This window comes from Deinococcus depolymerans (assembly GCF_039522025.1).
Classification (GTDB): domain Bacteria; phylum Deinococcota; class Deinococci; order Deinococcales; family Deinococcaceae; genus Deinococcus; species Deinococcus depolymerans.
This window is the reverse complement of sequence record NZ_BAAADB010000031.1, coordinates 23,184-49,479: the sequence shown is the minus strand read 5'-3', so window position 1 is coordinate 49,479 and position 26,296 is coordinate 23,184. Positions and strand designations below refer to the sequence as shown.

Annotated in this window: 28 protein-coding genes and 1 riboswitch; of the genes, 13 read left to right on the top strand and 15 right to left on the bottom strand. The window is 71.5% G+C overall.

Features of this window, described 5'->3' with window-relative positions; translation table 11 throughout:
- Positions 1–73: 73 nt before the first annotated feature.
- Genes ABDZ66_RS16300 through ABDZ66_RS16290 form a run of 3 tightly spaced genes read right to left on the bottom strand, consistent with a single transcriptional unit; the run spans position 74 to position 3,851 of the window.
- Positions 74–781 carry an aminotransferase class IV gene (locus ABDZ66_RS16300; RefSeq protein WP_343761168.1) on the bottom strand — a complete coding sequence of 236 codons (708 nt, stop codon included), beginning with the start codon at positions 779–781 and terminating at the stop codon, positions 74–76.
- Positions 778–2,688, bottom strand: coding sequence for a chorismate-binding protein (locus ABDZ66_RS16295; RefSeq protein ID WP_343761166.1), 1,911 nt, complete (start codon positions 2,686–2,688; stop codon positions 778–780). The genes ABDZ66_RS16300 and ABDZ66_RS16295 overlap by 4 nt, the downstream gene beginning before the upstream one ends.
- Complete coding sequence (locus tag ABDZ66_RS16290; protein WP_343761164.1) at positions 2,685–3,851, bottom strand: hypothetical protein; 1,167 nt, start codon at positions 3,849–3,851, stop codon at positions 2,685–2,687. Before ABDZ66_RS16290 ends, ABDZ66_RS16295 begins: the two co-directional genes overlap by 4 nt.
- 122 nt (positions 3,852–3,973) lie before the next feature.
- Between ABDZ66_RS16290 and ABDZ66_RS16285 the strand changes: the two genes are divergently transcribed.
- Positions 3,974–4,432 (top strand): RrF2 family transcriptional regulator, encoded by a 459-nt coding sequence (locus ABDZ66_RS16285; RefSeq protein ID WP_343761163.1) that lies wholly within the window; start codon positions 3,974–3,976, stop codon positions 4,430–4,432.
- A 67-nt stretch (positions 4,433–4,499) separates the two neighbouring features.
- Positions 4,500–5,585 carry a quinone-dependent dihydroorotate dehydrogenase gene (locus ABDZ66_RS16280; RefSeq protein ID WP_343761161.1) on the top strand — a complete coding sequence of 362 codons (1,086 nt, stop codon included), beginning with the start codon at positions 4,500–4,502 and terminating at the stop codon, positions 5,583–5,585.
- Positions 5,586–5,612: 27 nt separating this feature from the next.
- Here ABDZ66_RS16280 and sugE read toward each other — a convergent pair whose 3' ends face one another.
- The 7 genes from sugE to ABDZ66_RS16245 all read right to left on the bottom strand — a co-directional run bounded on the left by sugE (position 5,613) and on the right by ABDZ66_RS16245 (position 12,216).
- Positions 5,613–5,927, bottom strand: a complete 315-nt coding sequence (gene sugE / locus ABDZ66_RS16275; RefSeq protein ID WP_343761159.1) for a quaternary ammonium compound efflux SMR transporter SugE — start codon at positions 5,925–5,927, stop codon at positions 5,613–5,615.
- Between the two features lie 16 nt (positions 5,928–5,943).
- Positions 5,944–6,014: riboswitch (guanidine-III (ykkC-III) riboswitch) on the bottom strand.
- Between the two features lie 299 nt (positions 6,015–6,313).
- Positions 6,314–7,558: a serine hydrolase domain-containing protein gene (locus tag ABDZ66_RS16270; RefSeq protein WP_343761157.1), complete on the bottom strand. Its 1,245-nt coding sequence runs from the start codon at positions 7,556–7,558 to the stop codon at positions 6,314–6,316.
- Positions 7,558–8,265, bottom strand: a complete 708-nt coding sequence (locus tag ABDZ66_RS16265; protein WP_343761153.1) for an ABC transporter ATP-binding protein — start codon at positions 8,263–8,265, stop codon at positions 7,558–7,560. Before ABDZ66_RS16265 ends, ABDZ66_RS16270 begins: the two co-directional genes overlap by 1 nt.
- Positions 8,258–9,067 carry an ABC transporter ATP-binding protein gene (locus tag ABDZ66_RS16260; RefSeq protein WP_343761151.1) on the bottom strand — a complete coding sequence of 270 codons (810 nt, stop codon included), beginning with the start codon at positions 9,065–9,067 and terminating at the stop codon, positions 8,258–8,260. Before ABDZ66_RS16260 ends, ABDZ66_RS16265 begins: the two co-directional genes overlap by 8 nt.
- Positions 9,060–10,049 carry a branched-chain amino acid ABC transporter permease gene (locus ABDZ66_RS16255; RefSeq protein ID WP_343761403.1) on the bottom strand — a complete coding sequence of 330 codons (990 nt, stop codon included), beginning with the start codon at positions 10,047–10,049 and terminating at the stop codon, positions 9,060–9,062. Before ABDZ66_RS16255 ends, ABDZ66_RS16260 begins: the two co-directional genes overlap by 8 nt.
- 44 nt (positions 10,050–10,093) lie before the next feature.
- On the bottom strand, positions 10,094–10,960 hold the full coding sequence (locus tag ABDZ66_RS16250) for a branched-chain amino acid ABC transporter permease (RefSeq protein WP_343761149.1): 867 nt from the start codon (positions 10,958–10,960) through the stop codon (positions 10,094–10,096).
- Positions 10,961–11,079: 119 nt separating this feature from the next.
- The gene (locus ABDZ66_RS16245) at positions 11,080–12,216 is read right to left on the bottom strand and encodes an ABC transporter substrate-binding protein (protein WP_343761146.1); all 1,137 of its coding nucleotides are present in this window, start codon (positions 12,214–12,216) and stop codon (positions 11,080–11,082) included.
- Between the two features lie 321 nt (positions 12,217–12,537).
- On the opposite strand from ABDZ66_RS16245, the gene ABDZ66_RS16240 reads away from it, so the two are divergent.
- The gene (locus tag ABDZ66_RS16240) at positions 12,538–12,939 is read left to right on the top strand and encodes an acyl-CoA thioesterase (RefSeq protein WP_343761398.1); all 402 of its coding nucleotides are present in this window, start codon (positions 12,538–12,540) and stop codon (positions 12,937–12,939) included.
- A complete protein-coding gene (locus tag ABDZ66_RS16235) occupies positions 12,936–13,562 on the top strand; it encodes a histidine phosphatase family protein (protein WP_343761144.1) in 627 nt (208 codons plus the stop codon). The genes ABDZ66_RS16240 and ABDZ66_RS16235 overlap by 4 nt, the downstream gene beginning before the upstream one ends.
- Positions 13,563–13,579: 17 nt before the next feature.
- On the opposite strand, the gene ABDZ66_RS16230 is transcribed toward ABDZ66_RS16235, so the two are convergent.
- The gene (locus ABDZ66_RS16230; protein WP_343761142.1) at positions 13,580–14,296 is read right to left on the bottom strand and encodes an HD domain-containing protein; all 717 of its coding nucleotides are present in this window, start codon (positions 14,294–14,296) and stop codon (positions 13,580–13,582) included.
- A 108-nt stretch (positions 14,297–14,404) separates the two neighbouring features.
- Here ABDZ66_RS16230 and ABDZ66_RS16225 point away from each other — a divergent pair, with 108 nt between their 5' ends.
- The 3 genes from ABDZ66_RS16225 to ABDZ66_RS16215 all read left to right on the top strand — a co-directional run bounded on the left by ABDZ66_RS16225 (position 14,405) and on the right by ABDZ66_RS16215 (position 17,513).
- Positions 14,405–15,316: a response regulator gene (locus ABDZ66_RS16225; protein WP_343761140.1), complete on the top strand. Its 912-nt coding sequence runs from the start codon at positions 14,405–14,407 to the stop codon at positions 15,314–15,316.
- 407 nt (positions 15,317–15,723) lie between these two features.
- The gene (locus tag ABDZ66_RS16220) at positions 15,724–16,323 is read left to right on the top strand and encodes a hypothetical protein (RefSeq protein WP_343761138.1); all 600 of its coding nucleotides are present in this window, start codon (positions 15,724–15,726) and stop codon (positions 16,321–16,323) included.
- 5 nt (positions 16,324–16,328) lie between these two features.
- Positions 16,329–17,513, top strand: a complete 1,185-nt coding sequence (locus ABDZ66_RS16215; RefSeq protein WP_343761136.1) for an MFS transporter — start codon at positions 16,329–16,331, stop codon at positions 17,511–17,513.
- A gap of 23 nt (positions 17,514–17,536) precedes the next feature.
- Here the strand turns inward: ABDZ66_RS16215 and ABDZ66_RS16210 are convergent, their stop codons facing one another.
- Positions 17,537–18,202, bottom strand: a complete 666-nt coding sequence (locus ABDZ66_RS16210) for a CAP domain-containing protein (protein WP_343761134.1) — start codon at positions 18,200–18,202, stop codon at positions 17,537–17,539.
- Positions 18,203–18,364: 162 nt separating this feature from the next.
- Here ABDZ66_RS16210 and ABDZ66_RS16205 point away from each other — a divergent pair, with 162 nt between their 5' ends.
- The 6 genes from ABDZ66_RS16205 (at position 18,365) to ABDZ66_RS16180 (ending at position 23,069) form a co-directional block, all read left to right on the top strand.
- Positions 18,365–19,186 (top strand): enoyl-CoA hydratase/isomerase family protein, encoded by an 822-nt coding sequence (locus ABDZ66_RS16205; protein WP_343761132.1) that lies wholly within the window; start codon positions 18,365–18,367, stop codon positions 19,184–19,186.
- A 515-nt stretch (positions 19,187–19,701) separates the two neighbouring features.
- Positions 19,702–20,694: a malate dehydrogenase gene (locus ABDZ66_RS16200; protein ID WP_343761130.1), complete on the top strand. Its 993-nt coding sequence runs from the start codon at positions 19,702–19,704 to the stop codon at positions 20,692–20,694.
- Between the two features lie 99 nt (positions 20,695–20,793).
- Positions 20,794–21,159: a hypothetical protein gene (locus tag ABDZ66_RS16195; protein WP_343761128.1), complete on the top strand. Its 366-nt coding sequence runs from the start codon at positions 20,794–20,796 to the stop codon at positions 21,157–21,159.
- A 49-nt stretch (positions 21,160–21,208) separates the two neighbouring features.
- On the top strand, positions 21,209–21,394 hold the full coding sequence (locus ABDZ66_RS16190; RefSeq protein WP_343761126.1) for a hypothetical protein: 186 nt from the start codon (positions 21,209–21,211) through the stop codon (positions 21,392–21,394).
- The gene (locus ABDZ66_RS16185) at positions 21,391–21,981 is read left to right on the top strand and encodes a MerR family transcriptional regulator (protein WP_343761123.1); all 591 of its coding nucleotides are present in this window, start codon (positions 21,391–21,393) and stop codon (positions 21,979–21,981) included. Before ABDZ66_RS16190 ends, ABDZ66_RS16185 begins: the two co-directional genes overlap by 4 nt.
- Before the next feature lie 167 nt (positions 21,982–22,148).
- Positions 22,149–23,069, top strand: a complete 921-nt coding sequence (locus ABDZ66_RS16180) for a ferritin-like domain-containing protein (RefSeq protein ID WP_343761121.1) — start codon at positions 22,149–22,151, stop codon at positions 23,067–23,069.
- Positions 23,070–23,307: 238 nt separating this feature from the next.
- On the opposite strand, the gene ABDZ66_RS16175 is transcribed toward ABDZ66_RS16180, so the two are convergent.
- The 3 genes from ABDZ66_RS16175 to ABDZ66_RS16165 form a co-directional block, all read right to left on the bottom strand.
- Positions 23,308–24,552: an aminopeptidase gene (locus ABDZ66_RS16175; RefSeq protein ID WP_343761120.1), complete on the bottom strand. Its 1,245-nt coding sequence runs from the start codon at positions 24,550–24,552 to the stop codon at positions 23,308–23,310.
- A 148-nt stretch (positions 24,553–24,700) separates the two neighbouring features.
- Positions 24,701–25,717: a GGDEF domain-containing protein gene (locus ABDZ66_RS16170; protein ID WP_343761118.1), complete on the bottom strand. Its 1,017-nt coding sequence runs from the start codon at positions 25,715–25,717 to the stop codon at positions 24,701–24,703.
- A 118-nt stretch (positions 25,718–25,835) separates the two neighbouring features.
- The gene (locus ABDZ66_RS16165) at positions 25,836–26,294 is read right to left on the bottom strand and encodes a tRNA (cytidine(34)-2'-O)-methyltransferase (RefSeq protein WP_343761395.1); all 459 of its coding nucleotides are present in this window, start codon (positions 26,292–26,294) and stop codon (positions 25,836–25,838) included.
- Between the last annotated feature and the right edge of the window lie 2 nt (positions 26,295–26,296).

The following is a 26,296-nucleotide window of genomic DNA, read 5'->3' as shown; positions in this document are numbered from 1 at the left end:
GGCGGAGGAACCGGTCGTGGGGAAGGCCGACGGGGCCTCCCGCGCCCGGCCCCGCTTCCCCCACCACGCCGCCCTAGCCAGGCCAGACGAGCGCGGGGTTCCGGGTGTCCGGCCACCGCACCCCCAGGTCACGCGCCGGGCATTCGCCGGGCAGGCCCTCAAGGCGGGCGACCGGCACGATCCCCACGCCGCTGCCGCACACCCACGCGCGGGTCACGCGGGCCAGTTCGGCTGCGTGGACGGGCCGGGTGGCGTGCGGCGTGCCGCGCAGGAAGGCGGCGCGGGTCACGGAGGGCAGCCCGCCGGCCGGGACGACCAGCTGCCCGTCCAGTTCCAGCAGCGGCGAGGTGCGGCTGCCGTCCACCACCTGCCCGCCTGCGTCCAGCAGCCACCCCTCGAAGGCGGGCGCGGCCTGCCGCGCGGCGAGGCGGTACGGCAGGTAATTGCCGGTCTTGTGCGCGCCGAGCTGCGGGTGGACCTGCACGCCGGTCAGGCGGACGGTCACGCCGCCGTCCGGGCGGGGGCCGGGCGTCAGGGGGCGGTGCGAGGCGAGGGTGCCGCCTTCCGTGACGGTCACGCGCAGCAGGCCCCAGGCGTGCGGGTCGGGCGGGGGCAGGTCTGGGTCCGGGGCGGGCAGGCCCAGGAACGCGCAGGTGTCCTGCAGCCGCGCGAGGTGATCGGGCCACAGCAGCGCCGCGCCCAGCCGAGTGCGGACGGTCGTGAAGGCGGTCGCGCCGTGCAGCCACGCGGGGGCGTTCACGCCGTCCGGCAGCGGGTTCATTTCCCCTGCCACGCGGCGCTGAGGGTCAGCCAGTTGCCCAGCAGGGTCCGCCCGGCGGGACTCAGGACGCTTTCCGGGTGGAACTGCACGCCCCACGCGGGCCGCCCCGGCACCTCCAGCGCCATGACCTCGCCGTCCACGCTGGTGGCCGTCACGAACGCCGGGTTCAGGCCGCGCACGACCAGCGAGTGATACCGCCCGAACGGCGCGTCCTGCGGCACGCCCGCGAACAGACCGGTCCCGGCGTGCCGCGCGAACTCGGGCCGCCCGTGCACCGGCTGCGCCCGCTCGACCCGGCCGCCCAGCACCTGCCCGAGTGCCTGATGCCCCAGGCACACGCCGAGCAGCGGCACGTTCCCCTCCAGGCACGCGCCCGTCAGGGGCAGCGTGACGCCGCTGGAGTCCGGCGTGCCGGGGCCGGGGCCGACCAGCACGGCGTCCGGGGCGAGGGCCAGCAGGTCCGCCAGCGCCTCGTCCTGGCCGCGCACGTCCACCTGCGCGCCCAGCGCCCGCAGGTCATGCACCAGATTCCAGGTGAACGAGTCGCGGTTGTCCAGCAGCAGCACCCGCAGCCCCGTGCGCGTGGCGGCAGGCGGAGGCGACCACGGCACGCCCGGCGTGGGCGGCGCGGGCGGCTGCGCGGCGCGGCCCGGCACGCCCGCCAGCACGCTCAGGAGGGCCTGGGCCTTGTGGACGGTCTCCTGCGCCTCGCGCGCCGGGTCGGCGTCGATGACGGTCCCGCCGCCCGCGCGGACCTCCACCGTCCAGGCCTCCCCGGCAGCCCGCGTGAAGGCCGCCGTGCGGATCAGGATGTTCAGGTCCACCGCCGCGCCGCTCACGAGGCCCAGCGCCCCGGTGTACCAGCCGCGCGGCCCCGGCTCCAGCGCCGCGATGGCCTCCATGACCCGCTCCTTGGGCGCACCCGTGATCGTCCCGCCGGGGAAGGTGGCGGCCAGCACCCCGCGCAGCGTCGTGTCCGGGCGGGCCTGCGCCGTGACCTCCGACACCAGGTGCATGACGTGGCTGTAACGCTCGACGAGCATCAGGTCCGGCACGCTGACGCTGCCCGGCGCGGCCACACGGCCCAGGTCGTGCCGCACGAGGTCCACCAGCATGGTGTGCTCGGCGACCTCCTTGCCACTGGCGCGCAGTTCGGCTTCCAGGGCGGCGTCCTCGGCGGGCGTCCCGCCGCGCCGCCGGGTGCCCGCGATGGGCCGCGCGCTCAGGTCATTCCCTGCCCAGCGCACCAGGCGCTCCGGACTGCACGACACGACCACCTCGGTGCCCAGGTCCGCGAAGGCCATGAACGGACTGGGGTTCACCTCGCGCAGCCGCAGGTACGCCGCCAGCGGATCGCCCGTCGCCTGCGCCCGCACGCCGCGCGACAGGTTCACCTGATACACCTCGCCGGCGCGGATCAGCTCCTGCACGGCCCGCACGCCCGCCGGGTAGTCCACGTCGTCCGCGCCGAACGGCCCCACGCTCAGCGTCGGCTCCGTTCCGGGGTCAAGGGCCAGCAGCGCCGCCCAGTCCACGTGCGGCTCGCCCACGATCTCCAGCGTGCCCGCCGCGCGGTCCCACACCAGCCCGGACGGGTACTCGCCCCACCACATCGCCTGCCCGTGCGGGGCGTGCGCGGCCAGCCCGAACGCGCGGGCCGCCTCGTACTTCAGGCCGCCCAGCCACGCCGGAAAGAACGCGTTCCCCGGCGGGCGGGGCGGCAGGTCGTGCGACACCCGCCGCGGCCACGCGCTCAGGAACGACCGCGACCCGTACGGCACGACCGGCCCCAGCGACTCCAGCAGCACCACGCCCGGCGCGCCCGCCGCACGCAGGCGGCGCAGCACGTCCGCCGGGGAGGGCCGGGCAGGGAAGAGGCGGGCGGGCAGGGCAGCGGGGCCGTTCACGGGCCGGATTCTAACGGGCCTACTGCCCCGGACGGTCCCGGCCCCGCGTGCACCTGCACCTTCGCGGCCAGCGTGCGGTAGAAGTCCGCGTCCGTCAGGTACGCCACGTGATCGGAGCGCACCAGCCCCGGCAGCGGGAAGGCCGTGTCGTGCGCGCCCGGCACGACCCCCTGCGCCCGGAAGCTCAGCAGGTCCGAGTACGCCCACACGTTCCAGAAGTACCCCAGCCGCGCGGAGGCCAGGGTGTCCGGCGCGCCGCCCAGCGTGACGCCCAGTTCGTGGAACAACCCCACCTGACTGCCTGCCGCGCACCAGAAGTCCACCCGCAGGTCCTGTAGCGCCGGATCGGCCGGCAGGAACGCACTCAGCGCGTCATGCATGAGTTGCCCGCCCATCGAGTGCGTCAGGACCACCAGCGGCTCGTGCGGGTGCGTGCGGGCCGCGTGCGCCGCACGCAGCGCCCCCAGCACCCGCCGCGGAACCGGCCCCGGCGCATCCGGTGTGCCGCGCGTGTTCAGGTACGCCAGCACGTCCCCCACGAACAGCGGCACGAAGGCCTCCAGCGGGCGGCGCAGTTCCAGCATGGCCCGCTGCACGTTCCGCCGCTGCGACAGTTGCAGTCCCGCGGGTAGGTGCGGGGCCGCCGGCGGGTCCAGCCGCCGGAACGTCCGGTGCGGCCGGACCCGGCGCGGGGCGGGGGGGCGGCCCAGCCGCGCGTTCACCGCGGCCTCCAGCACGCCCCACTGCTCGGGGGGCGGCAGGTCCGCCACCATGGCCCGCAGCGGGCGGTCGCGGGCGGCCTGCCACGCCGCCGTGATCACGTCCGGCCAGTCGCGCAGCGCGTGCGTGGCCCGCAGCCGCGCTTCCAGCGCCTCGCCCAGGTCCTCGTCGTTCAGGCTGGCGGGGGCGGGGTCCGGCGCGGCCTCCGCGCGGGCGGCGCGGAACAACCCGCCCCGCGCGTACTGCGCGCCCAGGTCCCCCCAGTACACGCGGTCCACCTGCACCCGCTCTGGCGCGCCGGGATTCAGGACCGGCGCGAGGTGACGGCGCAGCGCTGCCTGCACGGCGGGCCACTCGATGCCCTGCGTGGCGCGGCGCACGTCCTCCCAGCCGCTCTCGCCCTGCTCGCGTACGGCGACACCATGAATGAACAGGACCGGCATGGCCCCATGCTATCCGCAGCGTCTCGCCCGCAGGGAACCGCCCCCGGCCCAGATGAGAATCATTCCTGTTAACTCCTGAATTCCTTACACTGCGCCCGGAATTAGGGGGTAGAATGGACAGCATGTGGGTGTCGACCAAAGCACAGTACGGCCTGCGCGCCCTGATCGAGATCGCGCGGCGCGGCGGCGAGGCCGTACCCCTCAAGGACGTGTCCGAACGCCAGGGCATCAGCCAGCACTACCTGGAGCAGATCGCCAGCAACCTGCGCCGCGCCGGGTTCATCAAGAGCATCCGCGGCGCGCACGGCGGCTACCGCCTCGCCCGCCCCCCCCACGAGATCAACGCCTACGACGTCGTCACCGCCATGGAAGGCAGCATCGCCCCCGTGCAGTGCGTCGAGGACGACCACGTCTGCGACAGCCAGAACGTCTGCGGCACCCAGAGCCTCTGGTACCGCGTGGACAGCGCCCTGCGCGACGTGCTGGGCGGCACCACCCTGGCCGACCTGATCGAGGAGAGCGACCGCCAGCAGCACGCCCGCCTCGTGCAGCTCGAACCCCACTACCCGCCGCCGGGATGACGCGACCCACCGGATGGGGGAGGGCAGCCGCGCCGGTTTCCCTCCCCCATCCCCTATCCTGGGGGCCGTGTACCGTTCGCTGATCAAGCCACTGCTGTTCCGCCTGGACGCCGAGGACGCCCACCACCTCACCATCAACGGACTGCAGCTCGCCTCGCGCGTGCCCGCGTGGCCCGCCCTGGCCCGCCGCGTGACCGCGCCCGGTGCGCCCGCGCTGACGCAGACGCTGTGGGGCCGCACCTTCAGCAGCCCGGTCGGACTGGCCGCCGGCCTCGACAAGAACGGCGTGGCCGTCCCCGCCTTCAGCGCCCTGGGCTTCGGCTTCCTGGAAGTCGGGACGGTCACGCCCCTCCCGCAGGCCGGGAATGACCGCCCCCGCCTGTTCCGCCTGCCGCCCGACCAGGCGCTCATCAACCGCATGGGCTTCAACAACGCCGGCGCGGCCGCCCTGCACGCCCACCTGAGCGCCCTGCCGCACCGCACCGCGCCCGTGTGGGTGAACATCGGCCGGAACAAGGTCACGCCCAACGAGGCCGCCACCGACGACTACCTGAAGTGCGTCACGGCCCTGCAGGACGTCGCCGACGCGTTCGTGGTGAACGTCAGCAGCCCCAACACGCCGGGCCTGCGCGCCCTGCAGGCTGCAGGCGAACTGGCCGCCCTGGTCCGGGCCGTCGTGGACGGTGTGGAAGCCGGGCGCGTCCGGACCCTCAGCACCCCGCCGGTCCTGGTGAAACTCGCGCCGGACCTGCACCCCGCCGACTTCGAGGCCAGCGTGGACGCCGTCGTGAACGCCGGAGCGTCCGGCCTGATCATCAGCAACACCACCCTGGACCGCAGCGGCCTCACCCACCCGCACCAGACGCAGGCCGGCGGCCTCAGCGGACGCCCCCTGACCACCCGCAGCACCGAGCTGATCCGCGCCGCGTACCGCCAGACCGCCGGGCGCACCCCCATCGTCGGCGTGGGCGGCATCTTCACCGCGCAGGACGCCTACGACAAGATCCGCGCCGGGGCCTCCCTGACCGAGGTGTACTCCGCCCTGGTCTACGAGGGCCCCGGCCTCGTGCGCCGCCTCCACACCGGCCTGAACGCCCTGCTGGAACGCGACGGCCTGCGCAGCGTCAGCGAGGCCGTCGGCGTGGACGCCTGACCCCGCCAGCCGCGCGGGAGCTGCCCGTCAGCTCGTGACTTTCAGGCCGATGATCGCCACGACCATCAGCGCCATGAACGCCAGCCGCGCCGGACTGGCCGATTCGCCCAGCAGCACGATGCCCAGAATCCCGGCCCCGACCGCGCCGATCCCCACCCACACGCCGTACGCCGTGCCGATCGGCAGCGTCCTGGTCGCCAGCCCCAGCAGCGCCATGCTGGCGATCATGCTCGCCACCGTCAGGACCGTGGGGAGCGGGCGGGTAAAGCCCTCCGTGTACTTCAGACCGATGGCCCAGCCGACTTCCAGCAGACCCGCGAGAACCAGCAGCGTCCATGCCATGTGACACCTCCAGAGTGTCGCGCCGTCTTGTCTTGACCGGGTACGGCGGTGCTCTCGTCCGGAGTGCAGCCCCTCCGGGGGCGACTGAACTCAGAATAAGCCACCCGTGTAAGCAGGCGGGTCCAGAACTGTAAACGTCTCCCTACACAGGCAAAAGACCCTCTCCGTGGGGAGAGGGCCCTGCGTAGCAGGGGATGATACGGACTGCCGTTTGTTTCGTTGACAGATCGGAACACCACCGATCTGCCAACTCCACGTCCGGAGGGGCGTTTCTCTCCTCCTCTGCGGAGCAGCTCTACGAGTCGCATCCGCTCGGATTGAATGGGCTTTGCAGCCCATTCAATCGGAGTCCGTAGGAGGGGTATTTGCCACGCCACCGGAGGTGTTCAGGCGAGGCTGCGGGGCTGGGTGGGCGTGTCGGTCAGGGCGGCGTACACGAAGGTGCGCAGGTCGTCGCGCACCCGGTCGGGCGAGAGCAGCAGCTGGGTCATGAAGATCACGGCGAGGTCCTCGACCGGGTCGATCCAGAAGTACGTGCCGGCCGCGCCGCCCCACGAGTAATCCCCGGCGTTCCCGGCGCGCATGGTGCGCACGGGGTCCAGCGTGACGGCGAACCCCAGCCCGAAGCCCACCCCGGCGGCGCTGGTTTCGGACACGGCAATGGGGGAGAGGGCCATGCTGGCGATGTCGGCCCCGCCGGGCAGGTGGTTGCGGGTCATGAGTTCCATGGTCTTGGGGCTGATCAGGCGCGTGCCGTCCAGTTCGCCGCCACGCAGGAACAGGCGGCACAGGCGCAGGTAGTCGGCGGCGGTGGAGACGAGGCCGCCCCCGCCGGACACGAAGTGCGGCGGGCGCGCGAAGCGTCCGGCGGCCGGGTCGAACAGCACGCGGCCCTGCCCGGTCAGGGCGTAGCACGGCATGAAGCGGTCCAGTTTGTCGGCCGGGACGTGGAAGGCCGTGTCGGTCATGCCCAGCGGCGTCAGGATGCGGTCCCGCACGAAGTCCTCGAAGGGCTGGCCGCTCAGGCGTTCGATCACGTACCCGAGCACGTCGGTGGCGGCCGAGTAATGCCAGTGCTCGCCGGGTTCGTGCTCCAGCGGCAGGTCCGCCAGGGCCGCGACGAATTCCGGCAGGGTGGTCTTCACGCCCAGGCCCAGGTCGCGGTACGCGCCGTCCAGGTGCCCGCCCTGCTGGATGTGGTAACTCAGGCCGGACGTGTGGCGCAGCAGGTCCACCATCCGCATGGGGCGGCGCGGCGCCTCGCCCGTGAAGCGGCCCAGTGTGCCGCCGGTCCACACACCCAGGTTCGCCCACTCCGGCAGGACGGAGCTGACCGGGTCGCTCAGGGTCGTCAGGCCGTCCTCGACCAGCATCATGAACGCGAGGCTGGTGACGGGTTTGGTCATGGAGTAGATGCGGAAGATGTGATCGTCCCGCAGCGGCACGCTTCCCTCCACGTCCGCGAAGCCCTGCGCGTGCCGGTGCACGGTCTCGCCCCGGCGGTACACCAGCGTCAGGGCGTTCGGGAGGATGCCGGTGTCCAGGTAGCGGGTTTTCAGGTGCGTCTCCCAGCGCTCCAGGCGGTCCAGTGACACGCCCTGCCGGACCGCCGGGGATTCGGGGGTGGTCATCAGACGCCCAGGTACGCGCTGCGCACGCGGTCGTCGGTCATCAGCGCCTGCTGCGGGCCGTCCAGCGTGATCTGCCCGCCCTCCAGCACGTACCCACGGTGCGCGATGCCCAGCGCCGCGAAGGCGTTCTGCTCGGCCAGCAGCACCGACACGCCCTCGGTGTTCACGCGCTGCACCGCCTGGAACACCTGCTCGACGACCAGCGGCGCGAGGCCCAGGCTGGGTTCGTCCAGCAGCAGCAGTTGCGGGCGGGCCATCAGGGCGCGGGCAATGGCGACCATCTGCTGCTGCCCGCCCGACAGGCTCCCGGCGGGCGAGCCGCGCTTCTCGACGAGCGCCGGGAACAGTTCATAGATGCGTTCCAGTTCCCGCGTGGTGCCGGCAGCGTCCCGGCGGTGCACGAAGGCCCCCAGGCGCAGGTTCTTCTCGACGCTCAGCTCCGGGAACAGCAGGCGGCCTTCCGGGCACTGCGCCACGCCGTTCGCCACGTTGAACTCCGGGCGGCCGGTCGTGAGGCTGATGCCGTTCCAGGTGGCGCTGCCGCCGCTGGGGCGCTGCAGGCCACTCAGGGTGCGGAACAGCGTGCTCTTGCCCGCGCCGTTCGCGCCGAGGAGCACCACGATCTCGCCGGGCTGCACGGTCAGGCTCACGCCGCGCAGCGCCACGAAATGCCCGTAGTTCACGTTCAGGTCACGGACCTCAAGCATGCGCCGCTCCCTGCTCCGGTGTGGTGGTCTGGCCCATCTGCCCGCCGTGCGCGTGCGACCCGAGGTACGCCTCAACGACGGCCGGGTCGCGGCTGACCTGCGCGGGCGTGCCGGCCGCGATCTTCTGCCCGTGGTGCAGCACCAGGATCTGATCGGCGAGGCCCATCACCAGACTCATCTTGTGTTCGACGAGCGCGACCGTCAGGCCGCCCGCCACCAGTTCACGGATCAGGCTCATCAGGTTCACGGTCTCCTCGGGGTTCATGCCGGCGGCCGGTTCGTCCAGCAGCAGCAGTTTCGGGTCGCTGGCGAGCGCCATGGCGATCCCCACGCGTTTCTGCCCTTCCTGCGTGAGCGCCCCGGCCGGCAGGTGCGCCTGCCGCGCGAGGCCCACGCGGGTCAGCGCCTGCATGGCCCCGTCGCGGCTGCCCTGCACGTCCTGCCGTTCCCGGCCGGTGCGCAGCAGGGCGTCGAGCAGGCCGGCGCGCGTGCGGACCCGGTGGCCGATCATGGCGTTTTCCAGTACCGTCAGTTCCCGGTAGATGGTGGTCGTCTGGAACGTGCGGGCAATGCCGCGCGAGACGACCTCGTGGGTTTTCAGGCGCGTGATGTCCTCACCGGCGAAGCGGATGCTGCCCGAGGTCGGCTGGTAGAAGCCGCTGATCAGGTTGAAGAAGGTGCTCTTGCCCGCGCCGTTCGGGCCGATGATGGCCGTGATCTGCCCGGCGGGAATGCTGGCCGTGACGTCCTTCACGGCGTGCAGGCCGCCGAAGCGGATGCCGAGGTCCTGAACGTCAAGCATGGTCGTTCTCCTGGGTGGGCGTCCCGGTGCCGGCCGGCACCCGGCGGGCCTGCAGCCGCGCCCACAGGCCGGCCAGTCCGTGAGGTGCGAACATCACCAGCAGCACCAGCAGCGGCCCGAACACGATGTACTGATAGTCCTGCAGGCCCTTGAGGACCTGCGTGAGCCCGTAGATGATGGCCGTCCCGACCAGCGGGCCGCCCAGCGTGCCCAGCCCGCCCACCAGCAGGTACAGCAGCACCGTGAAGGTCGTGGTCGGGCCGGTCACGGCCGACCCGAGGAAACCCACGAACACGGCGTACAGGCCGCCCGCGAAGCCCGCGATGGCGGTCGAGAGCATCATGGCGCGCAGCTTGTGCGCGAACACGTTGATGCCGGCGCTGCGCGCCAGGTCCTCGCCGCCACGGATGGCGATCAGCGACAGCCCGAAGGTGCTGGCCCGCGCCCGCGCGACCACCAGGACCGTCAGCGCCAGGCTGACCAGCGCCAGCAGGTAGAAGCCGGCCGAGAGTTTCAGGCCCAGCGCCTGCGAGAACGCCTCCAGCCCGGCCGGGGGCGCGACGCCGTTCAGGCCGTCGTTCCCGCCGGTCAGGGCGTCCCACTTGTTGATGACCAGCGTGATGATCACGCCCACGCCCAGCGTGAAGATCGAGAAGGCGTCCCCCTTGGTGCGGAACGCCACGAGCCCCAGCAGCAGCCCCAGCACGGCGCACAGCGCCACCGCCAGCGGCCACGCCAGCCAGAAACTCCAGCCGAGTTTCAGGGTCAGGATGCCCACCGTGTACGCCCCGATCCCGAAGAACCCCGCGTGCGCCAGCGGCAGCAGCCCGGTGTACCCCAGCATCACGTTCAGGCCGTACGCGACCATCGCCCAGATCATGATGTTCACGCCGATGTCCAGCAGGTATCCGCTGGGGCGCAGCAGCGGCAGCAGCGCCGCCAGCACGAACAGTGCCGGCCACACCAGGCGCCCCAGCGGCAGGCCCGCCCTCGCGCCGGCCGGCGTGCCAAGCGTCACCGGGGCCTTCACGTGCCCCTCCGGAACAGGCCCTGCGGGCGGATGGCCAGCACCACGACCAGCATCGCGAAGCCGATCACGTCCGCGAAGTCCAGGTTGATGTAGAAGCCGCCGAACACCTCGGTGAAGGCCAGCAGGAACGCGCCCACGATGGCGCCCGGAATGCTGCCCATGCCGCCCAGAATGATGATCGCGAACACCTTGAGGTTCATGACCTCGCCCATGCTGGGCGTCACCGCGTTGATCGGCGCGATCAGGCTCGCCGCGACGGCCGCCAGCGCCCCGCTGATCGCGAAGGTCAGCATGCCCACCCGGTTGGTGTTGATGCCCACCAGCCGCGCACCCTCACGGTTCTGGCTCATGGCCTCGATGGTCGCGCCGGTCAGGGTGCGTTTCAGGAAGAAGTTCAGGCCCAGCATCACCAGCACGCTCGCCGCGATGATCAGCAACCGCTGCCATGTCAGGGTCACGCCGCCCAGGTTCAGGATGCCCGGCACCGGCTCGGCAATCTGCTTGAAGTCCGGCCCGAACACGCGCGGGTGCGAGATCAGCGCCTCCAGGAAGAACAGCACCCCGATGGCCGCGATCATCGGGTGAACGTGCGGGGCGTTGCGCAGCGGGTAGAAGATCACCCGCTCGAGCAGCGCCGCCAGCGCCGCCACGCCCACCGCCGACAGCAGCAGGGCGGGCACGTACCCCAGGCCCAGCCCGCTGAGCAGCGCGTACGTGAAGTACGCGCCGAGCATGTACAGCCCGCCGTGCGCGAAGTTCGGGACGCGCATCACGCCGTAGACCAGCGTGAGGCCCAGCGCCACCAGGGCGTACACGCCGCCCAGCGCCAGGGCATTGAAAAGTTGTTGCAGCACAGTGGTCAAGGTGAAACTCCTTCGGGGGTCGAGAACGTGGCGAAACAGCTGCGCGCGCCCGGCGGGGTGCGGGGCGCGCGTGTGCGGTCAGGCGGGAGGGAACGGCGCAGCCGGCGGCGCGGGGAGCTTTACTTGAAGGTCTTGATCAGGCGCAGCCGGGTGTACTGGCCGCCCTTGACGCTGGCGACCACGAACTCGGCGTCCACGTGCCCGGTCTCGGTCACGCCGAACAGCTTGTACACGGTCTTGCTCTGCGGCAGGGCCTTGGCGGCGGCGTCCAGTTTGGCGCGGATGGCGCGGGGGTCTTCGGTCGTGCCGGCCAGTTCCATGGCCTTGGCAAGCACGTTCATGCCCATGTAGTTCAGCGCGGCCTCGCTGGTGGGGATCTTCTTGTACAGGCGCTGGTACTGCGCGACGAACAGCTGCGTGCCGGCGAATTCCTTGGTGGGCAGCACGCCCACGCTGCCGTCGAGGTAGTTGCGGGGAATCAGCTGGTCCATCTGCTCGAATTTCGCCTGGTCCATCACGATGAACCCGCCCTTGAAGCCCTGTTCACGCGCGGCCTTCACGACCAGCGCGGTGGGCTGGCTGGGGCCGCCGATGAACAGCACGTCGGGTTTCTCGGCCAGGGCCTTGGTGACGGCGCTGGAGTAATCCACGGTGGTGTTGTAGTCGACGCCGTTGTTGCTGCCGACGGTGCCGCCCTGTTTCTTCCACTCGCCGCTGATCGCCTCGGTCCACTGCTTGCCGTAGGCGCTGGTGGTGCCGACCAGCCCCAGTTTCTTGCCGAAGGCTTTCATCTGCGTGCCCACGAAGGGCTGCAGGTAGTTGTCGTAGCGGGGCGGCAGCATGAAGGTCAGCGGGTTGCGGGATTCAAGGATCTTCGGTTCGCTGGAGTACGCCACGAGCAGGAATTCCGGGTCGCGGGCGGTCATGGGCTGCACGGTCAGGATCCCGCCGGCGTGCGGCACGAACACGATGTCGATGCCCTGGCTGGTCAGGCGTTTGACGTTCGTGGCGGTCTCGTTCGGCAGGTAGCGGTCGTCGAGGGCCACGAGCTTGAAGGTGACCTTCTCGCCCTTGACCGTCACGCCGGTCTTGTTCAGTTCGGCGATGGCCATGTCGATGCCGCTCTGGACGTCCTTGCCGTAGAAGGCGGCCGCGCCGGACAGCGGGCCGGAATACCCGATGTTCACGACCTTGTCGGCCAGGGCGGAACCGGCCAGGGCGGCCAGCAGGGTGGGGAAGAGAAGTCGTTTCTTCATAGGAACCTCCCGAGGCCAGCGCGGAGGGGCACCAGCTGCCCCGCTCCTGAAACGCTGAACATAGTCCAAGTTGTGAGTGCAGATCATGGTGGCACGCGCCCGGGGGGGTGTCAATCACCCCTGCGGACCTGCCCGTCACCTGTCAATTGCCAGCCGGTCCCGGGCGGCCCGGCGGGTGCGCCGGCCACGGGCCCTGTCACCCGGCAGGTGCCGCCCCTACCCAGACCGCAACGGCCCCGCGCAGCCGCACGCGCCCTACACTGATGAGCTGTGACCGACCCCGCCCCCACCCGCAACCCGGCCCCCCGCAGCCGCGCCCGCATGCTGGAACTGGTGTTCCCCAAGGACACCAACTACCACGGCACGGCCTTCGGCGGCTGGGTCCTGTCCCTGATGGACAAGGCGGCCAGCATCGCCGCCGTCCGCCACGCCGGCGGGAACGTCGTGACCGCCCGCATGGACGGCGTGGACTTCCACGTCCCGATCCGCGTGGGAGACGCCGTCGCCCTCGACGCGCAGGTCGTGAAGGTGGGCCGCACCAGCATGACCATCCGCGTGGACGTGTACCGCGAGGACATGCCGACCGGCGAGCAGGAACTCGCCACGACCGGCTACTTCGTGTTCGTGGCACTCGACGACCACAACCGCCCCCGCCCCGTGCCGCCCCTGGCCGACGGGCACGACAGCCGCAGCGCCCAGCCGGACCCCGAGGCCCGCCCGTGACCACCCCCGCCCCGGACGCCCTGCACCTGACGCTGGTCCGCCACGGCGCCACCGACTGGAACGGCGCGGGCCGCTGGCAGGGCTGGACCGACACACCCCTGGGCACCCTGGGTGAAACGCAGGCCGCGCGGCTGCACGCCCGCCTGCGGGGCCGCGCGGTTGACCAGGTGCACAGCAGTGACCTGAGCCGCGCCGCCCGCACCGCCGAACTGACCCTGCCCGGCGCGCCCCTGACCCTCGACGCCCGCCTGCGCGAACTGAACTTCGGGCAGTTCGAGGGCGTCACCACCGACGACGTGCAGCGCGACCCCGCCTACCATGACTGGCAACGCGACCCCTGGACCCTGCCCGCCCCCGGCGGCGAGAGCCTCGCGCAGGTCGCCGACCGCCTGCGCGACTGGGCCGACGAACTCTCGCCGGGCCGCGTGATCGCCTTCACGCACGGCGCCGCCATCCGCGCCCTGCTGTGCCACCTGTTCGACTGGCCCGCCCGGCCCGTCCCCGGCTACGTGCTGCCCTTCAACTACCAGCTGGCACACACCAGCCTCACCACCCTGACCCGCACGCAGGGCCGCTGGACCCTGGTCAGCTACAACGACCACGCCCACCTGCAGGAGAACTGACCGGGGAGGGCCGACCGTCACTCGCCCGGCGGGTCGACCTCCAGTTCACTGGCCAGTTCGGCCAGGAAGGCACGCATGGTCCGGGTGCGGCGGCGTGCCTCGGCCTGCCCGGCAGGCGTGCGGAAGGTGCCGTCCAGGCGCAGCAGCTTGGTGAAGAAGTGATCCACCGTGAACGCCAGGTCGTCCGGTTCGCGCCGCTGCGCCCAGGGGTCGTCCGGGTGCAGCGGCGCGCGGCCCAGCTGCCCACCCACGCCCGCCACGCGCAGCACGCCCAGCGCCCCCAGGGCGTCCAGGCGGTCGGCGTCCTGCAGGGCCTCGCCCAGCGGCGTCTGCGGGACCGCGCCCCGCGAGTGGCTGTGGTCGCGCACAGCCAGCGCCACCTCGCGCGCCTCGCCGGGCGTGAACCCCAGGCCCGGCAGGGTCGCCTGCACTGCCTGGGCACTCAGCTCGCTGGCCTGCGCCCGCTGCGGGTGGTTCTTCGGGAGGTTCACCACGTCGTGCGTCAGCGCCGCCGCGACCGCCAGGGCCGGCGGGACGTCCGGAGCGCAGCGCAGCGTCCAGCGCGCCACGCGCGCCAGGTGTGCGCTGTCGTGCGCGGCGTCCGGCTGCATCTGGCCCTGCACCCAGGCCCACACGCCGCTCAGGCGGGCGTCCAGTGCCAGGAGGCGGTCCAGTGTGCCCGGCAGGTCGGGTGGACGGTGAGCCTGGGGCCGGTCGGGCAGTCTGGATGTCATGCGCGCAGTATGCCGGAGCCCTCCCCGGCCGCCCGGTTGTGCGAAAGGTCACGCCCATGTCTGCAACCGTGACGGCAGAGTGACGCCCGTTCAGTTAGGCTGGTCCGCATGACGGCCCACCTGCCCCGGCGCCCCTCGATCCTGATCGTGGACGACAGCCCAGGGGTGCTTCAGACCATGGAATTCCTGCTCTCACCGCACCTGCCCGTCCGCGTGGCGGACAGCGGACAGGCGGCGCTGGCCGCGCTGACCCCCGACACGGCCCTGGTCCTGACCGACGTGCGCATGCCCGGCATGAACGGCGTGGAACTGGCCCGCACGCTGCGCCGCACCCACCCGCACCTGCCCGTGGTGTTCATGACCGGCATCGTCGAGGACGACCTGCGCGCCGAGGCCCGCGAACTGGGTGTGCTGGACGTGCTGCGTAAGCCCCTGCGGCCCGGCGTGCTGTTCCCGGCCCTGCAGGAATGGCTGGCCGACAGCGCCGCCACCCTGCAGGCCACCTCCCCGCCCGCCAGTCCGCTGCCTGCCAGCGCCGCGCCGGCCACCCCGGACACCACCCCGACCCCCCTGCCCGCCACCCGCCCGGACGCCGCGACCCCGCCCCCCAGCGTCCCCGCCCCCACCCTGGCAGACCCGGCCGACACCGACCCGGCCGACACCGCCGCCCGCCGCGCGCAGCAGGCCGCGCAGGCGCAGATGTTCACCGCCGGTCTGAACGTCCTGCCCGGCGTGACCGCCGCCTGGGCCTTCGACCCGGCCGGGGTGCCGCTGAACGCCGTGCCGCTCGACCCGGAGGTCGGCGCGTACGTCCGTTTCCTCGGCACGGCCGCGCACGGCGTCGCGCACCACCTGCAGGCCGCCGCGCCCGTCCGGGCCGTGCAACTGGAATTCCAGGACCGCGTCCTCGTCGTCTGCCCCGTACCGTTCGGGTACGTGGCAGTCGTCGTGCGCGACACGCCCGGCGCCAGCAGCGTGAAATCCTGGATGCGCGCCCGCCTGAGCCACGGCCTGAACTGAGACGGACTCCGATTGAATGGGCTGCAAAGCCCATTCAATCCGAGCGGATGCGAGTGGGAGCTGGGCGGGTTCCGGACGTGGAGTTGACAGATCGGTGGTGTTCCGATCTGTTAACGAAACAAACGGAATCCGTATGAGACGGACTCCGATTGAATGGTCTTTGCAGCCCATTCAATCCGAGCGGATGCGACTCGGAGAGCTGCCCCGCAGAGGAGGAGCAGGGCGGGCTGCCGGACGTGGAGCTGGCAATCCGGTGAAGTTCCAGATTGTCAGCGAGACAAACGGCAGTCCGTATGACCCGGACCCCGCCTCCCGGAGCGCCCCGTCCCCGTTCAGGTCAGGCAGGCCCGCCGGGCGGGCCGGACACCCACGCCGCCCCGGGCAGCAGCCCGCGCTACCCTGAACACATGCTGAGCTTCGTGGAAGCCGCCCGGAACCCCACCCTGCACGGGAACGAACCCGCCCGGCTGGCCCGCCACGGCGTGAGCGGGCTGCTCGTTCCCGCCACCTTCGAGGAAGCCTTCTACCGGCAGAACAACCTCCCGGAACGGCTGGCGCGACTGTTCACCCCCATTCGCCCCACCCGCATCGACGAGGACGCCCTGGAACCCCTGAGCGCACAGGCCCAGGCGCTGATCCGCACCAGCTACCTGCTGGACGACGCCGTACAGCAGTTCCACGGAGCGCTGCGCGCCGCCGCGCTGGACCACGCGCCGCTGCACGCCCGCCGCCCCGGCACCCTGCACGCCGAACCCGCCCCGTACCAGCCGCCCGGCGCGCACACCAGCGGCACCGCCGCCCTGCAGGCCGTCAAGCGCCTGTGGGCCCGCGACTGGACCTTCGGCGCCGTCCTCGAACGCCTGGACACCACCGGCAGCGTCGGCCTGGACGCCCGCCCCACCCTGCTCCTGCCCGGCCCGCCCGGCACGCCCGACCCCGCCCGCGCCGCCAGCCTGGGCGAAACGACCGCCCTGGTCAACGAACACGGCCTGACTGGCCTGCCCTGACCCGCGTGCCCACCCCACCCACCCGCGGCGCCCCGCCGCTGCTGTTCGCCGCGCTGGGCACCCTGGTGTTCCTGAACGTGTACGCCCCCCAGAGCCTGCTGCCCACCCTGGCCCGCGAATTCCACGCCGGACCCGCCCGCGTGGGCGGCGTGATCGGCGCGACCATGCTCGCCATGGCCCTCGCCGCGCCGCTGGCCGGCATCCTCGCCGACGCCGCCGGCCGCCGCCGCACCGTCACCGCCGCCTTCGCGCTGCTGACCCTGCCCGCCCTGCTCGCCACGCAGGCCCACACCCTGGACGCCCTGAACGCCGCCCGGTTCGCGCAGGGCCTGCTGATTCCCGGCGTGATGGTCGCCCTGACCGCCTACATCGGCGACGCCCTCACCGGCCCTGCCCGCACCCGCGCCCTGACCGCCTACGTGACCGGCACCGTCCTCGGCGGCTTCCTCGGCCGTTTCCTGGCCGGACTGATCGCCGCGCAGTGGCACTGGCCCGCCGCGTTCTGGTTCCTGACCGCCGCCGCCCTGACCGGCACCCTGCTCGCCCACCACCTGCCGCCCGAACCGACCTTCACGCCCCACCGCGACCCCCGCGCCGTCCTGAAGGGCCTGCGCGCCCACCTGCACAACCCCCCCCTTCTGGCCACCTGCGCCGTCGGGTTCCTGATCCTGTTCACGCTGGTCGGCACCTTCAACACCCTCACCCTGCGCCTCGCCGCGCCCCCCTACGACCTGAACACCGCCCAGACCGGCGCGGTGTTCGCCGTGTACCTGCTCGGCGTGGTCATCACGCCCGTCGCCGCCCCGTTCCTCGCCGCGCGCGGCCCCCGCACCGCGCTGCTGACCGCCGCCGCCACCAGCAGCGCCGGCCTCCTCCTGACCCTCGCCGCGCCCCTCCCGCTGGTCATCACGGGCGTCGCCGCCGCCGCCTGCGGCGTGTTCCTCGCGCAGGCCGCCGCCCTGAACGCCGTGCAGCGCCACGTCACCCACGCCCGCAGCCTCGCCTCCGGCCTGTACCACCTCGCGTACTACGGCGGGGCCGCCGCCGCCTCCCTGATCGCCGGTCACGCCTTCGAACGCGGCGGCTGGACCACCGTCACCCCCCTCGTGCTGGGCAGCATGCTGCTCGCCGCCCTGACCGGCACCCTCGGCTGGCGCGCCCCCCACACAAGCAACCCCCCGACCACGTAAAGGCCGAGGGGCAGGCATCCGCCTCAGTTCATGATCACGCCGGACGTGTTCAGCACCCAGTACCGACCGTACTGATTTCCTGCCCGGCCATTCACGACCGTGACCGCCCCGTAATTCAGCGGTATGTAGATCGCGCGGCAGTGCAGGAAGCTCTCGGTCTTCCACGCCTGCACCACTTCCGCCGCCGTCAACTGACCGAACGCCAGCGACTCCTCGAAGTACAGTTCACCCTTTCCCTGCGCCGGTGCCACCGGCCTGTAACCAGCCTTCACCATGCGCCGCATCGGCGTGCGCAGCGAAATGTCCGAGGTATTGACGTGAGAGGCGAAATTTCCATTCACCATCGCCTGCGCGTGCCCCTGCGCCGCCACGTAGATGTTCGCCTCCAGCGACAACTCTCCCGTCTTCGCGTACACGTGCACCTTTCCCTGCGGGTCCGTGCACGACCCGCCCCGCGCCCGCTCCCCGTTCAACGCGGTCAGGAGCGCCGCCTCATCCGCACTCAACTCGGAGACAGGTTTCAGGGTCGGCCGGAAATCCACACGGGTCGTGTACGAGAACGCACTCCCGTCCTGCTCGGTCACGTTCACCGTCACCTCGCCCGCCGGTTCCTTCACGCTCGTATCCCCGCATGACACCAGTGCCCCCAGCAGCGCCGCACCCACCACTCCCAACCAGACTGTTTTCACCCCTTCACCGTAAGCCGCGCCTGCCGCCCGCGCTGCCGGACATGCCCGCACTGGGGGAGGGCCACCCCCACCTCATGAACCCGGCCGCGCATCCGACGTGGCATCCGGCCCACCCGGACACCCACCCGCACACCCCAGCGCCCCGCCCGCTACCCTGCCCGCATGACCACAACCCACCTCACCGCGCCCGGCGCGTACCCCGGCCTGCACCTCCAGCTGCACGGCGACGGCATCCTCGAAATCGTCATCCGCAACGACAAGACCCTCAACAGCGTGAACGCCGACGCCCACCGCGCCCTGACCCGCGTGTGGCGCGACATCGACGACACGCCCGGCATCCGCTGCGTCCTCGTGCGCGGCGACGGACGCGGCTTCAGCAGTGGCGGGGACTTCACCCTGATCGAGGAGATGAGCCGCGACTTCACCACCCTCACCCGCGTCTGGAAGGAAGCCCGCGACCTCGTGTACAACGTCATCAACTGCTCAAAACCCATCGTCAGCGCCATCCACGGCCCCTGCGTCGGCGCCGGACTCGCCGTCGCGCTGCTCGCCGACGTCAGCATCACCGCCCACACCGCCCGCCTCCTCGACGGGCACGTCCGGCTCGGTGTGGCCGCCGGAGACCACGCCGCGATCATCTGGCCCCTGCTGTGCGGCCTGAACAAGGCCAAGTACCACCTCATGACCGGCGAGCCCGTCAGCGGCATCGAAGCCGAACGCATCGGCCTCGTCAGCCTCACCGTCCCCGACGACGAACTCCTGGACCGCGCCTGGAAGGTCGCCCGGCAACTCGCCAGCGGCAGCCCCACCGCCATCCGCTGGACCAAATACGCCCTCAACAACTGGCTCCGGCAGGCCGGACCCACCTTCGACGCCTCCCTGGCCCTGGAATTCCTCGGCTTCACCGGCCCCGACGTCCGCGAGGGCCTCAGCAGCCTCCGCGAGAAACGCGAACCGAACTTCGCAGACGACGCGCCGCTCTGACGGGGAGAGTAGGGAGTCGGGAAGGGGGAAGGCAACACAGCTGCTTCGCAGGACCCCTCAGTCAGCTGCGCTGACAGCTCCCCTCAAGGGGAGCCTGGGGACTGGCTGACGTAACTGTCATAGGCACCGAGCCCGTCGTGCGCGCAGCGCGCGGGGCGCACGGCGCGGGGGCGGACTCGCAGAGCTGCGCAGCAGAGGATGGCGTGTGAGGCGTGGCCATTCCCGCCCGATCCCTACCCAGAAAGCCAGCGAAATACCTGCCCAGTGCCAACGGAAGCTCCGCCGCCACCAGGTTCCAGGCGCGGGTGTAGATCTGGCGTCAACGCGCAGGCCGCCCTGCGCGGCGAAGACGTTGCCCCCCTGGGGATGGGGGCTGGGGGGTGGGGAAGCCCGCCGCAGGCGCCCACCTTCCCACCACGAGCTACCCACCCCTGTTCCCGTCCGGGGAACTTTCCCCCCAACCGTCCCGCCGCGCGTTATCGTGAGCCGTAAAACCATCCTCAGGAGGGATACCCATGACGACCAAACAACCCGTCCGTGTCGCTGTGACCGGCGCCGCTGGCCAGATCGGCTACAGCCTTCTTTTCCGCATCGCTTCGGGCGACATGCTCGGCAAGGACCAGCCGGTCATTCTGCAGCTGCTGGAGATCACGCCGGCGCTGAAGGCGCTGAACGGCGTCGTGATGGAGCTGCGTGACTGCGCGTTCCCGCTGCTGGCGGACATCGTGACGAGCGATGACCCGATGGTGGCGTTCAAGGACGCGGATTACGCGCTGCTGGTGGGCGCGATGCCCCGCAAGGCGGGCATGGAGCGCGGGGATCTGCTGGGCGCGAACGGTGGGATCTTCAAGCCGCAGGGTGAGGCGCTGAACGCCGTGGCGAGCCGTGACGTGAAGGTGCTCGTGGTGGGGAACCCCGCGAACACGAACGCGCTGATCGCTCAGCAGAACGCGCCGGATCTGGACGCGAAGCAGTTCACGGCGATGGTGCGTCTGGATCACAACCGCGCGATCAGCCAGCTGGCCGAGAAGACCGGGAAGCCTGTGAGCAGCATCAAGAACCTGACGATCTGGGGCAACCACAGCAGCACCCAGTACCCCGACCTGTCGCAGGCGACGGTGGACGGCCAGCCTGCGCTGGATCAGGTGGACCGCGACTGGTACGAGAACTCGTACATCTCGACCGTGGCGAAGCGTGGCGCGGCGATCATCGAGGCGCGCGGCCTGAGCAGCGCCGCGTCCGCCGCGAGCGCCGCGATCGACCACATGCGCGACTGGGCGCTCGGCACGCCCGAGGGCGAGTGGGTCAGCATGGGCATCCCCAGCGACGGCAGCTACGGCATTCCCGAGGGCCTGATCTACGGCTTCCCCGTGACCTGCAAGAACGGCAAGTACGAGATCGTGCAGGGTCTCCCCGTCAGTGACTTCAGCCGCGGCAAGATGGACGCCACCGCGCAGGAACTGACCGAGGAACGCGACGAAGTGCGCAAACTCGGCCTGGTCAAGTAAACCCAGGCTGAATCGGGGGAGCGGGTGGCCTGCGGGTCGCCCGCTTCTTCTGTGCAGGTGCGTCGGCCTGCGGGGTCATCGTGTGCTCTGCTGAGGGGCGTGAGTGACGCGGCGTGGCGGGCGGGACTGGAGGAACGCTTTGTGCGGTGGCTGGAGCAGGATGTGACGCACCTGCTGCCGGGCGGGCCGCACGCGGACGTGCAGGCGCGCGTGGCGGGGCGGCTGCGGGCGGCGTGGGTGCCGGACTGGTCGGGCGTGACGGAGAACTATGGGGGAACGGCGGGGCATCACGCGGCGTTCCTGCGGTCGAAGCTGGCGTTCGCGCAGGCCGTTCAGGCGGGGGCGGACGGGGCAGAGCTGGATGGAGCAGAGGCGGCGCGGCTGGAGCGGGCATGCCTGGACGCGGCGGAGGCGTTCTGGCGGGAGTGGGCGGGCTACCACCTGACGGCGCTTGCGGGCGCTTGACGTGCAGTCGACTGCACGTTCCACACTGTGGTTCAGGAGGCACCACCCCATGTTCAATGCGCTGCACACCGACGCCCTGACCGCCTATTCCGACGCTGCTCCCTTCTCCGACCGGCTGGACGAGTGCCGTGAGGCGGCCCGCGCCGCCCGTCTGAGCCGGCTGAACCACCTGCTGGGCAGGCGCTGGACGCTGCCGCGCTGGCACGTGACGGTCACGGTGCGGAGGCTGGCGTGAACGAACAGACCGAGGCTGAGTTCCGGCGCAGTGTCCAGCAGTTCCGGGATGTGATCAGTGCCCTGCCAGAGACTCCGCGGGCGGATGTGGCGACCATGTGCGGCGGGCCGGAGGTGCTGGAGGCCCTGTTCGAGGAGCGGGGCGTGGGGATCGGGCGGTTCGCGGCGTTGATGGGGCTGCCCGCGACGACGGTGCGGCACCTGCTGCGCGAGGAGTTGCTGCACCCTGTGCGCGTGAACGGCAAGTTCCGGTTCCTGCTGCACAACGTGGTCGAGTTGCGGGGTGTGCAGCAGTGGCAGGGGCTGGGTCTGACGCTGGAGGACACGCGGGCGTTCCTGGACGCGCAGGGCCTGCTGGGGCTGGTCGCGCAGGGCGGCACGATGTTCTCGGTGCAGCGCGAGGCGCTCGACCCGGAGGCACTCCCGGCCCTGAAGGCGGACGTGCTGACCCGTCTGGGCGGCGCGATCCGGTCGCTGGAGGACCGGCACGCGGCGCTGAGCGCCCAGCTGGAGCGGGCCCGCGCGCTGGAACGGCTGGTGCAGGAGAACGCCTTCGGGCAGTCGGAAGCGCAGGCCGCGCCCGCGTGACGTTCACCTGATCTTCACGGTTGCGTGGCCGGGTGATCCGATCCGGGGTGGGCGGCATATGGCTGGTCAGAAGCGCCGGTGACTGGTGGTGGGAGTGTCTTCCCTGCTGGCCTCCTGTGCGCTTTGCCCGCCCGCCGCTTTCCGCTCTCTTTCCCTGGAGGTCCACCATGAGCAACCCCCTGAACCGCCGTAAATTCCTCGGAGCTGCCGGCGCTGTCGGCGTCACGACCGCCCTGGCCAGCTGCGCGCCCGCCATGGGCATGGGGCAGGCGAAACCCAACCTGGACGCCACGATCTTCAACTTCGCGCTGAACCTCGAGTACCTGGAAGCGGCGTTCTACCTCGCGGCGGTGGGTCGCCTGGAAGAACTGGACAGCGTGGGCGGCGACAGCAGCAAAGTCATCCTGCCCGCCGGGTTCACCGGTAAGAAGGGTGACGGCGTGAAGTTCGAGTCGGCCGACGTGCGCGCCTACGCGAACGAGGTCGCCACCGACGAACTGAACCACGTGCGCATCATCCGCAAGGTGCTGGGTTTCGGCGCGGTCGCGCAGCCGACCCTGGACCTCGGCCCGGCCTTCGCGGCGGCGGGCAGCGCCGCGTCGGGCGGGGCGATTCCCAACTTCAACCCCTTCGCGAACGACCTGTTCTTCCTGCACGGCGCGTTCATCTTCGAGGATGTGGGCGTCAGCGCCTACAAGGGTGCGGCGCGTCTGCTGAGCGACACGAGTGCCGGCGGGAACCTGGAGAACGCGGCGGGCATCCTGGCGGTCGAGGCGTACCACGCGGGCATGATCCGCACCCTGCTGTACCAGCAGCGCAACACGCAGGTCACGCCCGCCCTGAAGGTCAGTGACGTGGTGCAGGCCATCAGCAACCTGCGTGACAGCGTGGACGGCGCCCTGGACGTCGATCAGGGCATCCTGGAGAACGGCGCGGCGAACATCGTGCTGGCCGACACGAACGGCATCGCGTACAGCCGCACGCCCCGCCAGGTGGGGAACATCGTGTTCCTGGCGGTGGACGCCGTCAAGGGTGGGTTCTACCCGAACGGCCTGAGCGGCGACTTCAGCAAGATCCTCGCGCTGTAATACGGACTCCGATTGAATGGGCTGCAAAGCCCGCTGGGTCCGAGCGAAGCGAGTGGGAGCAACACGGTTTCCGGACGTGGAGTCGGCAATCCGGTGAAGTTCCGGATTGTTGGCGAAATAAACGGAATCCGTATAATACGGACTCCGAGGGCATGGGTTGACAGACCCGTTCCATCCGGGCAAGGGAGGAGGGGAGGAGGGCCGCACGCGGCTCCCTCCCCCCCTCCCTTGTGCCGGTTCAGAGTCCTTCAATCACCCACTCGCCGGCGCGCATCAGGGGCTCGCGGGTGCCGCCGCGGGTGATGCCGTCCACGTCGGTGGCGGGCGTGCCGATCATCCAGTCGACGTGGATGAGGCTGTCGTTCCCGCCGGCGGTCTTCAGGGTGGCCGCGTCGGTCCCGCCCTGCACGTTGGTGGGGTAGCAGCGCCCCAGTGCGATGTGCGACGCGGCGTTCTCGTCGAACAGGGTGTTCAGGAAGAGCGTCCCGGTCTGCGCGACAGGGGCGCTGGCGGGCACCAGGGCGACCTCGCCCAGGTGCGCGGCGCCGTCGTCCGTGCCGATCAGCTGGCGCAGGGTGTCCTCGCCGCGCGTGGCGCTGACCTCGACGGCACGGCCCGCCTCGAAGCGCACGCGGATGCCCTCGATCAGCTGCCCGCGCGCACTCAGGGGTTTGCTGGCGACCGCCACGCCGTCCACGCGGTCCCGGTGCGGGGCGGTGAAGACCTCGTCGGTGGGAAGGTTCGGGACGCCGCGCACGCCGTTCCGCGCGGTCTCCGCGCCGCCCTGCCAGATGTGGTTCTCGGCGAGGCCGACGGTCAGGTCGGTCCCAAGATCACTGCGCAGGTGGACGGCGGCGTACTGCTTGCCGTTCAGGTGGGTGGTCAGGCGTTGCAGGCGGGTCAGGTGTGCGTCCCAGGCGGCCACCGGGTCCGGCTGATCCGCGCGGGTCACCGTGAAGATGTCGTTCCACAGGCGCGCCACGGCCTCCTCCTGCGGCAGGTCCGGGTACACGCGGGCGGCCCAGGCGGGGGTGGCCATGGCCGCGACCGTCCAGTTCACCTGGAAGCTGCCGTGGGCCTCGCTGACGCGGCGCATCGCCTGCGCCGTGAGCTTGCTGCGCGCCGCGACCCGCGCGGGGTTCACGCCCGCGAGGAGCGACGGGTCCTCCCCGACAATCCCGATGGACGCGTACCCGTCCTCGATCATCGCCTCGCGCTCCTGCGCCTGCCACGCGGGCAGGAACGCGACCGCGTCGTCGGTGCCGTCCTCGAACAGCGCGAGGTCCAGGTGCGGGTCGAGGTACGTGACGCGCACGTCGCTGGCCCCGGCACGGTACGCGGCGCGGGCGGTCAGGCGCACCAGTTCGGCCGCCTCGATGGGCGCCGTGATCCGCACCTTCCCGCCGGCCGGGAGGTTCACGCCGGTCCGGACGAGCAGGTCGGCGTACCGCGCGAGGTTCGCGTCGAAATCGGTTGAGGTCATGCCCGTCACTCTAGCGGGCGTTCCGGTACGGGTGTCCGGCGGGGCCGACAGGGCGGACCGGGGGGATCAGACGGACTCCGATTGAATGGGCTGCTGAGCCCGTTCAATCCGAGTCCGTAGCAGGTGGGTGCGCCGGTCGGAGGCCGGGTCACGCCCAGCGGTTCCCGCCGGCAGCGCGGGCCTGCCCGAGCCGCTGGGCGCACAGGTCCATCAGGGCGTCCGGGTCCTCGGTTTCGGCGGCGAAGGCCACGCCGGCACTGACGGGCGCGCCGTTCAGGTGCGGCAGGTTCAGGTTGCGGGCCGCGCGGACCACCCGTTCGGCCGCGTCGTGCGCGCCGGCCATGCCGACGTCCGTGAGGATCAGCACGAAGGCGTCGGCGTCCCAGCGGGCCAGCACGCTGCCGGGCGGGATCACGCGGCCCAGCAGGCCCGCGAATTCCACGAGCAGCTGATCGGCCGCCTCCGGCCCCAGGCGCGTGTTCAGCGTCCCGAAGCCGTCGATGTCGACCAGCACGGCTGCCACCCGCGCGGCGTTCAGGGGGGAGGCCGTGAGGCTCTGCAGCGCCGCCCGGCCGCCCTGGCGGTTGAGCAGGCCGGTCAGGCTGTCCGTGTGTGCCAGCCGCTGCTGGCTGAGCCGGCGGGCGCGTTCCGGGCCGATCAGCTGCCCGTGCAGGGTCAGCAGGCCCATCAGCGCGATCAGGAAGGTCGAGTAGAGCATCAGCGGCAGGTCCTGCGGATTGAACAGCAGGACGGCCGCGAACATGAAGCCCGCCACCGGCAGCAGCAGCGTGACCGCCTGCGCCAGCGGCAGCCACACGAAGGCCAGCAGGCCCACCACCCCCAGGGACAGGAAGTACGCGGGCGGCACGCCCTGTCCCTGCAGTCCGGCCGCGACCACCTGCAGGACCACCCACACGGGCAGCGCGTACGCGACCGTGGTCGTCAGGGTGTCGAGCGGGATGCGGCGCGACAGGACCGTGGCGGTCAGGAAGGCGCTGAGGATCACGGCGCCGGTCAGGGAAGGCATGGTCTGCCGGTCGTGGGTCAGGTCGTACCACAGCAGCGCTCCATGGACGCCGGTGGACAGCAGGGCCAGCGACAGGTGCGCGGAGTACCGCTGGTCCCGGCGTGCCTTCAGCGGTGACTGGGCAGGCAGGAGGGGCATGTACTGCCCAGTGTAGGCGTGGGCGGCCGGGACCGGGTGATGGAAACGCTCTCTGGACTGCGTTCAGCTGAACCGGGTTCAGTGTCGCGCCCGCTTCCGGCCCGGCCCTGACCGGCCCTCACCAGCCCTCGATCTGCCGCCCCGCCTCGAAGGCCGCGACGCCCGCCGCGACGCTCAGGTTCAGGCTGCGGCCCCCGCCGGGCTGCGGCAGTCTCAGTTTCGGCAGGGCGTCACGCAGCCACGCGGGCAGCCCGCGCGATTCCGGGCCGAACAGCAGGTAATCCCCGCGCGCGAAGCCCGCGCGGGTGTGCAGTTCGGTGGCGTGCGTGCTGAACGCCCACACCCGCGCGCCCGGCCCCAGCGTGCCCTGGAAGGCCGTCCAGCTGGCGTGCTCGTGCAGCGTCACGCCCTCCAGGTAGTCCATCACGGCGCGGCGGAACTCGCGGTCGTGCAGGTGGAAGCCGAACGGGCGGATCAGGTGCAGGTCCGCGCCCAGCACCGCGCACGTGCGTGCGACGTTGCCGACGTTCCCCGCCTTCTCCGGTTCGAACAGCACCACCCGCAGCAGCGGCACCATCC